This is a genomic window from Haliea sp. E1-2-M8 (genome assembly GCF_030649675.1).
GTDB lineage: Bacteria > Pseudomonadota > Gammaproteobacteria > Pseudomonadales > Halieaceae > Haliea.
Genome location: NZ_JAUTDR010000038.1, coordinates 1 through 12,029 on the forward strand (window position 1 = coordinate 1; position 12,029 = coordinate 12,029).

Annotated in this window: 11 protein-coding genes; 5 read left to right on the forward strand and 6 right to left on the reverse strand. The window is 52.3% G+C overall.

What is annotated here, in order from left to right:
• Positions 1–1,065 precede the first annotated feature (1,065 nt).
• Positions 1,066–1,356 carry a hypothetical protein gene (locus tag Q6D67_RS21955; protein ID WP_370552004.1) on the reverse strand — a complete coding sequence of 97 codons (291 nt, stop codon included), beginning with the start codon at positions 1,354–1,356 and terminating at the stop codon, positions 1,066–1,068.
• 13 nt (positions 1,357–1,369) lie between these two features.
• On the reverse strand, positions 1,370–2,074 hold the full coding sequence (locus Q6D67_RS20130; protein WP_304707473.1) for a TetR/AcrR family transcriptional regulator: 705 nt from the start codon (positions 2,072–2,074) through the stop codon (positions 1,370–1,372).
• 215 nt (positions 2,075–2,289) lie between these two features.
• Between Q6D67_RS20130 and Q6D67_RS20135 the strand changes: the two genes are divergently transcribed.
• Positions 2,290–3,096, forward strand: a complete 807-nt coding sequence (locus tag Q6D67_RS20135; RefSeq protein ID WP_304707474.1) for an enoyl-CoA hydratase/isomerase family protein — start codon at positions 2,290–2,292, stop codon at positions 3,094–3,096.
• Between the two features lie 20 nt (positions 3,097–3,116).
• Here the strand turns inward: Q6D67_RS20135 and Q6D67_RS20140 are convergent, their stop codons facing one another.
• A complete protein-coding gene (locus Q6D67_RS20140) occupies positions 3,117–3,986 on the reverse strand; it encodes a crotonase/enoyl-CoA hydratase family protein (protein ID WP_304707476.1) in 870 nt (289 codons plus the stop codon).
• 325 nt (positions 3,987–4,311) lie between these two features.
• Between Q6D67_RS20140 and Q6D67_RS20145 the strand changes: the two genes are divergently transcribed.
• The 4 genes from Q6D67_RS20145 to Q6D67_RS20160 all read left to right on the forward strand — a co-directional run bounded on the left by Q6D67_RS20145 (position 4,312) and on the right by Q6D67_RS20160 (position 8,929).
• Positions 4,312–5,553: an acyl-CoA dehydrogenase family protein gene (locus Q6D67_RS20145; RefSeq protein ID WP_304707478.1), complete on the forward strand. Its 1,242-nt coding sequence runs from the start codon at positions 4,312–4,314 to the stop codon at positions 5,551–5,553.
• Positions 5,554–5,566: 13 nt separating this feature from the next.
• On the forward strand, positions 5,567–6,703 hold the full coding sequence (locus Q6D67_RS20150) for an acyl-CoA dehydrogenase family protein (protein WP_304707479.1): 1,137 nt from the start codon (positions 5,567–5,569) through the stop codon (positions 6,701–6,703).
• A gap of 124 nt (positions 6,704–6,827) precedes the next feature.
• Positions 6,828–8,138, forward strand: coding sequence for an MFS transporter (locus tag Q6D67_RS20155; protein ID WP_304707480.1), 1,311 nt, complete (start codon positions 6,828–6,830; stop codon positions 8,136–8,138).
• Positions 8,139–8,152: 14 nt separating this feature from the next.
• The gene (locus Q6D67_RS20160) at positions 8,153–8,929 is read left to right on the forward strand and encodes an enoyl-CoA hydratase/isomerase family protein (RefSeq protein WP_304707481.1); all 777 of its coding nucleotides are present in this window, start codon (positions 8,153–8,155) and stop codon (positions 8,927–8,929) included.
• Between the two features lie 26 nt (positions 8,930–8,955).
• Here the strand turns inward: Q6D67_RS20160 and Q6D67_RS20165 are convergent, their stop codons facing one another.
• The 3 genes from Q6D67_RS20165 to Q6D67_RS20175 are packed head-to-tail and all read right to left on the reverse strand — an operon-like array spanning position 8,956 to position 12,018.
• Positions 8,956–9,822, reverse strand: coding sequence for an enoyl-CoA hydratase-related protein (locus Q6D67_RS20165; RefSeq protein ID WP_304707483.1), 867 nt, complete (start codon positions 9,820–9,822; stop codon positions 8,956–8,958).
• Positions 9,819–10,841: a nitronate monooxygenase family protein gene (locus Q6D67_RS20170; RefSeq protein ID WP_304707485.1), complete on the reverse strand. Its 1,023-nt coding sequence runs from the start codon at positions 10,839–10,841 to the stop codon at positions 9,819–9,821. Before Q6D67_RS20170 ends, Q6D67_RS20165 begins: the two co-directional genes overlap by 4 nt.
• A 10-nt stretch (positions 10,842–10,851) precedes the next feature.
• Positions 10,852–12,018, reverse strand: coding sequence for an acyl-CoA dehydrogenase family protein (locus Q6D67_RS20175; RefSeq protein WP_304707487.1), 1,167 nt, complete (start codon positions 12,016–12,018; stop codon positions 10,852–10,854).
• Positions 12,019–12,029 lie beyond the last annotated feature (11 nt).

Genomic DNA, 12,029 nt, shown 5'->3' on the forward strand with positions numbered 1-12,029 from the left:
ACCGTGGTGGTTCGAAGATGGACCCGGTCATTACTGATCGTTGCGTCGAGAACGGCCCTGAGCGACGCGTTCAGCAGATGCCACTACTGGAATCTGCCTTCCCCGATTGCAAGGTGGGGTCTTCCTTGCCACTTTTCCGTAGTGGCCACGGGAAATTTCGCTACTGTGGGGAGTATAGACCAACAGATAATGCGTTTGTCACAAAAAAACCGGTCAAGTTGCGGCGGGGGGGGGGGTTCCTGCCGCGCCCTGAGGGGTTTATGATGCCAGTGGCGCGACCTGCGAAGAGTCCTGCCGGGGCAAGGATTGTGTCGGAATGAGACAGGTCAGGACGCCATCTGGCTGGTTTACGCAGAAACCACGCGGCTCTGGGTGATAGTCGGTTGCGGTATCGGCGGGACACGGCGCCCAAGTCACTACCCGCTGCGCTTGGCAGTGACTTGGGCTGGCATCGGTGCGCAGGCGACGCCTAATGGTTCTGAGCGCGCAGACCGGGGCCGGGATAATTGGAAGCCCCAGCACCGCTGGGCGGGATTTTGCGGTTGCACGATGCACACTTGCGGTCACGCGCGACGACGTGCGACGCCTGCACTACTGAAAACCCCGCCAGCTTCCGACGGGCTAAGTGGTGCCACTGGCACCACTTACTGCGCTCAGGGCGGACGGGGTTTTGGGTTGACTGGCCGATATTATCGGCTCGAGAGTTGCGGGATTGTCGGGTGCGGTAGTTGCAGTTGCGAAGGGACGATCGCCAAAAACCGATTGCACCAGCCAATCGCCAAACATGAAAGCGGATTGTGTGCTTCCGATTACGCAATCCTGAAATACGTGCTCGCTTGCATCATTGTCATCGGCACCGGCAACAACATGCAAGATAGGAGGGGCTCCTCGCGCGGGTGGGACGCACGCTTTCCGTGTATAACGGCCCATGCGGTCAGGCGCTGCGCGCGAATCTGTGCCGGTAACTGGGCCGTTTCTGCCAACCACTCATCTAACACTATCGAGTCCGCAACCAGACTGTTAGCGTCGGAGATGAAGCGGTGTGGTAGCTCTTGCCGCTGCCGACTATGAGCAGACCTTTCCGACGCAGGGGCAATGCGCTCGGCCGAGAGCCAGATGTTCTGCGGGGGCCAGGCAAAGCTTCAGCGAGAGCTGGACGATGGGGGTATCGGCCTCGGGGAATGCCATCTTCATGGGAATTAATACCCCATGATGCATGCCGCAGGTATGTTCTGCCTCGCTGACAATGCCGGCAGTAGCGAGCGATGCCTGCACCTTCGCTGCGAGCTTGGGTGATCCGGGTGCCGGGTACCTCAGCGCGTAGGTGTGGGGCGGAAATCCGGAGTAGGTGTACAAGAGCGGTGGTGCCTTATGATTCTTTGTTAGTGTTCATTAGGAGTCTGACAAAGATTTCGATGGAGTTTTCGAGCTTTCTAACTCGCTCGGGGTCAAGTGGATCATAGGGCAACTTGTCGCCCATAATGGTGGGGAAACCAGAGAAATAAAAGCTGATGACGCCCAGAAGCATACTGGTTACCAAAACCGGATCGAAGTTCACTGTCGATTTCGAGGACCGCTTGGGGTTCTCCAAGGCTGCTATGAGATATTGCAGTGCATTGCCTATCATCGGTCCTATTATAGAGAGCGATTCAGGCGTACCCGCGGCCGCTTCCCGCATAAACAGTTTCACAGACTCCGGTCGATCAACGCTCTCTCTAATGAGGTCAATTCCGATCTTCACGACCATTTCTTCAAGCGATAGCGACTGATCTATATCAGCGGTTATTTTCTTGGATATTGATTTGAAGGAAAAGCGCAAGGTTTCGTGATAGAGATGTTTCTTGCTCTTGAAGTGGTAGAGAATCGCGGTTCCGAGGAGATTTACCCGATCACCGATATCATCCAGAGTCGTTCGATCATAGCCTTCTTCAGCAAAGACAATCTGTGCAGACTCCAAGATTGATTTCTTGGTACGCTCCGCCTTGGTAAGTCTACCGTCCTTGCGACGTTTCGGTTTATCAGGATTCACTTCAGCCCCGCTCTTGTTGGTAGAAGCGCTTACTTTGGTTTTCAAATTAGCATCCTGCTCGATTTTTCGAAGGGAGTATCAATCCTGGTGCGGTCGGAATTAAAGCAACGAACACTCCATCAAGTAGGTTCGGTTTACTGTATCAGTTGCTACCTTGAAACGCGATATCTATTGAGCTAGACTTCAGTTTTGAATTATAGCTCATATAAAATACGCTGTCTCGTTATTTCATTGAGTCCTTAGCCAAGAAAGGAAACTTCATGCCTTCAATACTTTATCAGAAGCATAATGGCATCGCGACAATAACGATGAATCGTCCTGAAAAGCACAACGCGATGAATGCCCAAATGCTTGTCGAACTCTCTCGAGCGTGGCTGGATTTCCGTGACGACATCGATATGCGCGTAGCCGTGTTGACCGGCGCAGGGGACCGAGCCTTCTGCGCTGGCGCTGACTTGGGTTCCCTGCTTCCGCTGTTGACCCGTTCCAGGTCGGCACAGGACGAATGGGACGAGGAGCTATTGGCGGATAAATCTATCCAAATGAGAGCGGTACTTCGAGGGTTCGATCTTTACAAACCGGTTATCGCAGCGATAAACGGTTTTGCTCTCGCCGGCGGCTCTGAAATCCTGGGAGCGTGCGATCTACGGATCGCAGCCCCCCAAGCAACCCTCGGGCTTACCGAGGTTAAGCGAGGACTCGCACCGGGTGGTGGATCAATGGTCAGGCTGGCGCGGCAGATACCGCTGGCCAAGGCAATGGAAATCCTCCTGACAGGAGAACCTATGAGCGCCGAAGAGGCACATCGCATCGGCCTGGTTAACGAAATCACAACCGCAGATGGTCTTCAAAAACGTGCGCATGATATTGCACGCCTTGTGGCAGACAACGCACCTTTGGCTGTGCAGGCATGTAAAGAAGTCGTCTTGCGCACTAGCGGTCTTCGCTACGAAGATGCGTACAAGATCGAAGACGAAGTTGCTTTGCGTGTGCTTCGTTCCAAGGATGCCGTTGAAGGCCCTAAGGCATTCATAGAAAAACGCACCCCCAAATTTACATCGACCTGATCTTCAGGCGATCTCCTGAATCACTGTGCGTCCGGCTTGTCCACGGAAACCATGCTATAACCGAAGGGCTCATCGCGTTCCCGGAACGCTGCTTTAAGCCCGACTTCCTTCACGTTCGATATAAAGGCAGATCCAGCCCTGGCCTTGTGCCCTCTGGCGTCCATCTCGGCGGCAAATCTCTGAAGCGTCTTCGCACCCATCAACTCTAGCCCCATGTTCAACACGCGCTTGTTACACGACAATACATGATGATCGATTAAAGCCATGCGTTTAACCAGGTGAGTGCATTCCAGTGCAAGGCCTTCCGGGTGGACGGATTTGAGTACCAGGCCAATCTTTGCAGCATCTTTACCAACTATGGTGTCTCCGGTAAGGAAAAGCCGTTTCGCCCACTGGGGGGAGGTGTGGTAGAGCCACATATTAATCGGCAAGGTTCCCATTCCCCGGGCGGCGGGAAAACCAAAAACTGCATCATCCGAGCAGATTACGATATCGCACAGTAGTGCCAGATCGGTGCCTCCCGCCAGGCAATTCCCATGTACCTGCGCAACAACTGGTTTGTGCATGTCAAAAATTGACAATAAACGCTTGTTACTTTGTTCTATGTGCCAGCTGTCGTCGTCTATATCCCGACCTCTTCTGTACTGCGCCGAGGGGTTAAGACCAATATTCCTACCTCCGTCTCCCAGCGCATAACCAGCGCTGAATGAGGGGCCTGCGCCCTTGATCAGTACAGAATGGACCGCATTGTCGTTATCGGCTTCAAGCATCGCCGCTTCGATTTCGTTAAGCATCTGTGGAGTCATGGCGTTGTGTTTTTCCGGAAGGTTGAGTGTGACACTGGCGTATCCTTCCTCCACAGAATAAATAATGGTATCGAATTCGGACATCGCGGTTCCCCGATTAATGATCGTGAAGTGACATTTGGATGAGCATTTAGTTGTGCCTGTAAGTATCAATCAGTCCGGTCTCCGCCGACAAAGCTTCCATAGTCAGCTTTTCGGCTTCTGTGCGGATTGACATTTTTGCCCTTTCCGCGCAGCCGATTTCTTAGACAGGGAATTTATATTTGCAGTTCAGCTTCGATCGCCTTTATAATTGAGTCCCAAATCAGTATTGAACTATAATTCACCATGGGTTGACCGTCAAGCTTGCCGCCGGATGCTCTATGGCGGCCTGAACTGCTCGGTTGATTATCCATAACAGGAGAGTGAGATGGCTAAGAATTCCGCGGGAGAGACGCCAGAGCAGTCTGAATTTCGTGCGCACTGTCGAGAGTGGCTGAAGAAAAATGTTCCTGCCCCCCCAGCATTCAAGATGCCTGCCACATCGGGTGGAATCTTAAGTCTGGAGCAACTTGAGTACGCGCGAAGCTGGCAGCTGTCAGCCTACAACGCCGGCTTGATCGGCTGCGACTACCCCAGCGAATATGGAGGTGGTGGAAGGTCGAATTGCCAGGCAATTGCCAATCAGGAGATGAGAAACGCAAGGACGCCAGTATTGGCCGGCATGGTCGGCCTACAGATTGTAGCTGGGTCAATGTGCATACACGGCTCCGAAGCGGTAAAGCGACGATTCCTGGGGAGTATCTTCTCTGCTCAGGAATTGTGGTGTCAGGGGTTCAGTGAACCCTGCGCCGGGTCTGACTTGGCGAGTCTGCAAACCTTTGCACAGCGAAAAGGCGATAGATGGATTATCAATGGTCACAAAGTCTGGACGTCGATGGCCCAGTTTGCAGACTGGATGCTATTGGCGGCGCGAACTGACAAACACGAAAAGTACAAAGGGCTGACAGTTTTTGTAGTGCCGGTGAAAGCGGAGCTGGACAAATCGGTAACAGTCCGACCTTTGGTCAAGATAACCGGAGACGCGGAGTTCAATGAGGTAAGGCTGGACAACCTCGAGATCGAAGATAGCTACCGTGTAGGCGAAATCGGCGAGGGATGGAACGTAATCTCTACGACGCTTGCCCATGAGCGAGGGGCTGGCTTCTACATCGAACCGCTCTCAGGCGGTCAGGGACTCCAATCAAAAAGCCAGAAAGCTGAAAAAATCTATCCTCTTGTTGAGTTGGCGAGGAACTCTGTAAAAAACGGCAAACCTGTCTCTGAAGACCCAGTATTGATGGATAGACTGATGAAGATGCTGACCCGCTCGCAGGGGATTAGACAGATGCGTAGGATGCGTTCCGTTAAGGACCTCGCTGGGAACCCGGCCAGATTTGCCATGCAGGACAAAGTTGTGGCGGCGGATTATCTGCAACAAATGTCTGCTCTGGCGATGGAAATTCAAGGATGTGGTAGCACATTGGCGACATCAGATCCCAACGCACCAGACGGTGGCCGTTGGTCCCGGTCGTATTTGGATTCGTTCGGGGCGACGATTGCCGGCGGAACTAACGAGATACAGCGAAATATTATCGGAGAAAAAATTCTGGGTTTGGCCAAAACAAAGTAAAGAGGACATCTAGATGGTTCAACCAAGGAATTTCGGTTTCGGCGAAGACGAAAAAGCGCTCAAAGAGGTAGCTCATGCATTCTTCAGAGATAAGTTCCCCACCGATAGGCTTCATAGGCTCGTTGCCTCCAACTGGAAGCAAGAGCAGGAGTCAGAGTGCTATTGGGATCGTTCACTATGGCAGGAGATCGTTGAGCTAGGCTGGCTGACCATAGCCGTGCCTGAAAGACTCGGTGGCGCTGGCATGTCTACCGTTGCTGTCGCCGGCCTCATTGAAGAGGCCGGTCGCGCGGCGCTACCCAGTCCTTTAATATCCACGCTCAGTGCTTGCTACATTCTCGATGCCTGCGCAACCGAAGGTGCCGACCTGGCTCTGGCTCTGGTTGTGGACGGCAAAACCTTCAGTTTTGCGTCCGGCGATCGTTACGGCTCGTGGGAGAATGAGACCTGCGATATTTCGGTAAGCGACGGAGTGCTGAATGGGACTGCTTGGTTTGTGCAGGAAGCCAGAAAAGCTGACTACTTTCTGGTTAAGGCAAAGAGCGAGCTCGGCCTCGGATTATATGTGATGCCGGCGAACACACCGGGAGTAAATATCTGTGCAGACAAAATCATTGATCTCACCAGAGATCAGGCTCACATAGTGTTCGACAATGTACGATATGATGATGTTCAGGTCGTTGCAGCGCCGGGCGAAGCAGTGGCAGCGTTGCAGTCTGCTACGCCCGCGATGTTGACCATTCTCAGCGCGGATATGTGCGGCGCAGCAGAGTGGCAGTTACAAACTACCGTCGAATACGCAAGGTCACGCGTTCAATTTGATCGTCCTATTGGTTTTTTTCAAGCTGTTAAGCATCCGCTTGTTGATTTCATGACAGAAATCGATCAGTCGCGTGCCCTGACATATAACGCTGCCTGCGCTATCGATCACGAGCCAGAGATGGCCGAACAGTTTGCCCGGATGGCAAAAGCCGCTGCGACTGATGCCGTTGGCTACGGTTCGCGTATTTCGGTCCAGTTGCACGGCGGAATAGGCTTTACTTGGGAGTGCTTTGTACATCTCTATATGAAACGACAGTTACACAGCCAGTTTATTCTCGGAGATGCAGCGTATCAGCGTGCAAAGTTGGGAGCGTTGGTTCTCGCTTAATCAAGGTTGTGGGCCGGCTGGAAGCGATGGAACGATATTGACTACCGATGTCTTGCCGAGCCTGCCTGTTCGGTACCGCGGTTAGTTGACCCACCATAAAAAAATGAGTGCGAGGAGGACCGCAATGCCGATACTTTCGACTCCCTGGTACTACGGTTGGAACATTGTCGCTGTGGCGGTCGGGTACCAGGCGATTATATTTGGAATTGCAATCTACAGCTTTACCTTCTGGGTACCACATTGGGAAGAAGAGTTCGGCGTGGGACGCGGAGACGTCATGTTAGTCTTCCTGGGTTTGCAAGCGGGTATGGCTGTGCTCTCTCCCTTTGCGGGACGTGCCGCAGATACCCTGTCAATTCGTTTTCTGGTTGCACTAGGTGCAATTTGCTTTTCCCTGGGGCTCCTTGCATCCAGTTATGCGGGGGCTCTTTGGCAAATCGGCTTGAGCTTCACAGTTCTGACGGTGATCGGCGTGCTTCTCGCCGGACCGATAACGGCGCAAACATTAGTCACGCGATGGTTTGATCGAAATAGTGGTCTGGCAATGGGTGTGGTTACAACCGGAACATCAATTGGTGGTCTTTTAATGCCGCTTCTGATGGTTTACCTGCAATCAAGATTCGGTTGGCGCGAGGCTAATGTTTGGTTGGCGGCACTAGTGGTGCTGTTTATCGTTCCGGCTTCACTTTTGATCTACGACTCACCTGCGAAGGCGGAAGTAGTGGCCCAAGACACTAAGGTTTCAACATCTGAACGCAATAGCCGTTCTGCGGATGTTGAGTGGGGATTATCTGGTATTCTTAAAGCCCCATCATTTTGGACGATGATGTTTTGCTTTACTGTGGTTACAGCTATTTTTGTGGCAATCCAACAGAATATGGCTCCTTTGGCGAAGGACCATGGAATAAGCGCGGTTACAGTATCCTATGCTGTCGCGCTTATGGCATCCGTGATGATTCTAGCGAAACTGTTGTTTGGTTTTCTTGCTGACCGAACTAACCTTGGCATTTTATACGCTATCGCTCTTGCTTCTCTCGCTGCGGCACTCGCTATTCTTATTGTCACGGAGCTAAGGTACTCCACGTTACTAGCGATTGCCGCTCTGGTGGGACTTGCCACGGGGAGTGTGGCGCCACTGCTGGCTGCAATGATCAGGCGTGATTTTGGCATTGTGTCTTTCGGACGGGTCAGGGGGCTATCCGTATCCGTACTAAGCTGTTCGGCGATCGGGCCGTGGATCGCCGGCAGTACCTTCGATGCTACCGGCAGCTATGATGTCGCCTGGTTGGTTCTAGGTAGCTTGATGATTCCAGCGGCGATAGCTTCTCTTTATCTCTCAGGAACAGCTGAAGCCAAGCCCCAAAACGCGAATGTGCCAGTAGGCAAGAAAACTATTTTTAGCAGCGTAGTACGACTGTTGAATCGTAAGCAGTAGTCCAGGAGGGGCAATTGAAGACTAAGAACAACTACGAAACATTACTGATCGAACGCCACGATGACATTGCTGTGCTGAGCCTAAACAGGCCGGAAAAGTTAAACGCAATAGGTTCAGCCATGCTCCGCGATCTCTCGCAGGCAATTCCAGAGTTGAACGAGGACGACAGTATTCGGATTGTCATTCTGACAGGAAAAGGTCAAGGGTTTTGCGGAGGAGCAGATCTTGGTGAGCGAGTTGACGACTACATTCTCGAAGACGAATATCTGCCGAAATTACAAGCGATATGGGAAGCACCCAAGCCTTGGATCAGTGCCATCCACGGCGCTGCCGCTGGTGTGGGCAGTGCCTTTGCAATGTGTTGCGATCTGACAGTAATGGCAGACGATGCCTACATATACCAGGCCTTTGGAGGCATTGGCTTGATTCCTGATGGAGGTGCGAGCTGGCATCTGGCACGCACACTGGGTAAAAAACGTGCTTATGAGGTCATTGTTACTGGCGAGCGAATCAGCGCGCAGAACTGCCTTGAGTGGGGTTTGTGTAACCGTGTGGTTCCTCTTGAGCGCTTGATGAAGGATACGTTGGACTGGGCTCGCGAGCTTGGCAAGCGAGCGCCTCTCTCCATGCGGTATGCAAAGCAAGCGCTGAATGTCGCTGTGGAAAAAGATCTGAGCGAAACAATCCTGGCGGAAGCGGCCCTTCAGCGTATCTGTGCTGCCAGTGATGATGCGCGTGAAGGCAGGTTAGCTTTTGCGGAGAAGCGAAAGCCCGTCTGGACAGGTCGGTAACGGCACCTACTTGGAGTGTGCAAGCGTCAGTTCTTTCCTAAGCGTGCAAAGTTGGGCTTGCGTCTGTCTAAGAAAGATTGAACGCCCTCTTTGAAATCTGGACCTGCGATACTTTCCTTCATAAGCTTGTTCGCTTCCTTGAATGCTTCTGTGGGAGGCCTGAATAGATCGCGATACACCTGACCCTTAATACCTGCGATTGAGGCGGGAGAGCAGTTTTCCGCAATATCGCTAATATAGGCAAGCGAATTCGGGATTAGCTCATCATCCTTGTACACACGTGTACCAAGTCCAATCTCCTTTGCTTCTTTGCCAAACACTTTACGACTTGACCAGAGTATATCCAGTGCCCAGTCCGTGCCCACGAGTTTCGGTAATACCCATGAAATGCCTAGTTCAGCGATAAGCCCGCGTCTCGAGAAGGAGGAAGAAACATAGCCTGATTCAGCGAAAAAGCGTATGTCACAAAACAATGCAAGCGCGAGTCCTGCGCCAGCCACTGCGCCGTTGATTGCACCAATTACAGGCTTGTTAATCGTAGCAAAGTATGAGTAAGTGCCTTTGTGGAATCCCTCGGGCAGCTCGAGCCGACCTGGTTCCGCCTTCAGTCTTTCACTGGATTCCTCAGTATCACCCAGGCGTTTTTCAGGCCACCCCGATTGCCCTGCCTGGTGTAAATCTGCCATATCCACGCCGGCGCAAAATGCATCGCCTGCCCCAGTAATGACAATACCAACAACTTGTTTGTCATTCTCGGCTCTGGCTAGAGCGTGCCGAAGTTCCTTACCCATAAGCGCGGTAATGGCATTCAATCTTTTTGGACGGTTAAGAGTAATTATTGCTGCACTATCATGGATCTCGTAGAGGATGTCACTGTAGTCTTGTGCCGTCATCTGATGGATTCCCTGTCTATCGATTCGCTTATGGGGGATGTGCGTACGAACCCCGCCAGTCTATGAGAGAGGATGCTCTCAGCCTCAAGAATAATGCGATCTATAAGCTCTTGCACGCTGGGGATGTCGTGGATTAGTCCCTGCGCCATGCTAGCCCAATAGATACCAGAATTTATGTCGCCGGTTTTCATCAAGGCCGCCCCGGCTTTTCCATTTACCAGATCGGCCACGTCGGCGAAGCTTGCATCAGGCTGTGAAAGCCGACGAACGACCTCGTCGGACACTTCGCTTTTCCCAACCCGGGCGGTGTTTTTCAGGTTTCTGAAAATGAGGTTTGTCCCGCGCTCGTCATTGTCGATATAGCACTGCTTGATTCTGTCGTGAATAGGCGCTTCCTTTGTTGCACAAAACCGCGTCCCCATATTGATGCCCTCTGCACCCAGCGCAAGGGCGGCAATGAGGCCGCGCCCATCAGCGAATCCACCGCTGGCTATCATGGGTATGCTGATCTTGTCAGCGGCGACGGGAACCAAAATAAGCCCGGGAATATCGTCCTCGCCTGGATGTCCTGCGCACTCGAATCCGTCAATAGAGATGATGTCCACTCCTTTCCGTTGTGCGGAAAGAGCGTGGCGGACAGAGGTGCATTTGTGCATGATCGTGATATTTTCCGCTTTGAACAGCTTCCAAAGTTCCGCGATGGCGGGCGTTCCGGCGGTCTCAACGACAGTGACACCACTGTCGATGATGGCGTGACAATAGGCTTTATAGTCAGGAGAATTTATTGTTGGGAATACTGTCATATTGACGGCGAAGGGAGCGGATGTCATTTCACGGCACCTCTCGATTTCCTTCGCTAATGCTCCAGGGTTGGGTTGTGTCAAGCCGGTAATGATCCCGAGTCCCCCCGCATTTGACACTGCTGCTGCCAACTCAGCAACGCCTACGTGCGCCATTCCGCCCTGTACGATGGGATGAGTGATATTGAGCATTTCCGTGATTCGTGTTCTAAATGGCATCGCGAGCATCCTATGAAAGGTTGACCGGTTGACGGTCAATGATTTCTTCAGCAATAACTTCGAGCCAGTATTCAGTGCCACCCAGCATTAACTCGAGTTGTTTTCCGCGGCGCAGGTACAGGGTAGTGTCATGATCCTCCATGTAGCCCATACCACCAAAGATCTGCGATCCAGTATCCATATTTCGACAAACTGTCTCGGCGCAAAACGCTTTCATCTTTCCTACATAGCCGCGAACATTCAGTCCTTGATCCATGTTCGACGCGGTAAACAGTGTCAGTGTATCGGCCCCGTACAGTTCCATGATTGACTGTGCCAGGTACATCTGTATCGTCATCATCTGCCCGATGGGGCGATCAAATTGAACACGATCCTTGGCGTACTGTGTTGCGCGAGCATGCATCTCGAATCCTGCCCCGTTCGTATAGGCGCACAAGGCGATTGCAGTTTTCTGTATAGCGGGCTCCAAATCCGCCCAGGCTCTGTCAACGTTGCCCAGAATACAGCTTTCTGGGACACGAACATTATCGAAGACGACTTCGTACTGACGGTCCCGTGACATAGTCGGCATGAGCTCACACGTCACACCCACGCTGTGGCGATCTACGAGAAACATCGTGAGACCACTGCTGTCCTTTCGGTTTATTGCAGGCCCGCCAGTCCGTGCGACCACCAGAAGTGTGTCCGCCCTATCGGCAAACTCGACGAACATCTTGCGACCGCTGATCACATAGGCGTCGCCTTCAACCTTTGCCTCACATCGGATGTGTGAGGGATGAAAGAAGCGCGAGAGCTCCTGAAAGGCAAATGCATAGACCGATGTGCCTGCAACGATACTTGGCAGCAACTCTCGTTTCTGTACCTCTGTGCCGCAACGGCTGATGGACTCGCCGGCTGTGACTACAGTATGAAGCAATGGGCTGGGACAGATTTTTCGCCCAAGTTCACGCAGTAAAATGACGTTATCGACCATAGTCATTCCCATTCCGCCATACTCTTCCGGAAGGTTTATACCCAGCCAGCCCATTTCTGCAAAGCTTCTCCACATGTGTGGACAAAAACCCGTGTTACTGTTGTTTTCTATGTCGCGTAAAAACTCAAAACCGCACTCTCTTTGCATGAACCTGGCGGCGGTGTCCTGCAACAAGTTCTGATCTTCGCTAAGTTTTATGTCCATTGTTCATTCAC

Bases quoted from the DNA above. Each gene is read 5' to 3' on its own strand.
- Q6D67_RS20135 (WP_304707474.1), top strand. From the start codon at position 2,290: ATGCCTTCAATACTTTATCAGAAGCATAATGGCATCGCGACAATAACG.
- Q6D67_RS20140 (WP_304707476.1), bottom strand. From the start codon at position 3,986: ATGTCCGAATTCGATACCATTATTTATTCTGTGGAGGAAGGATACGCC.
- Q6D67_RS20145 (WP_304707478.1), top strand. From the start codon at position 4,312: ATGGCTAAGAATTCCGCGGGAGAGACGCCAGAGCAGTCTGAATTTCGT.
- Q6D67_RS20150 (WP_304707479.1), top strand. From the start codon at position 5,567: ATGGTTCAACCAAGGAATTTCGGTTTCGGCGAAGACGAAAAAGCGCTC.
- Q6D67_RS20155 (WP_304707480.1), top strand. From the start codon at position 6,828: ATGCCGATACTTTCGACTCCCTGGTACTACGGTTGGAACATTGTCGCT.
- Q6D67_RS20165 (WP_304707483.1), bottom strand. From the start codon at position 9,822: ATGACGGCACAAGACTACAGTGACATCCTCTACGAGATCCATGATAGT.
- Q6D67_RS20170 (WP_304707485.1), bottom strand. From the start codon at position 10,841: ATGCCATTTAGAACACGAATCACGGAAATGCTCAATATCACTCATCCC.
- Q6D67_RS20175 (WP_304707487.1), bottom strand. From the start codon at position 12,018: ATGGACATAAAACTTAGCGAAGATCAGAACTTGTTGCAGGACACCGCC.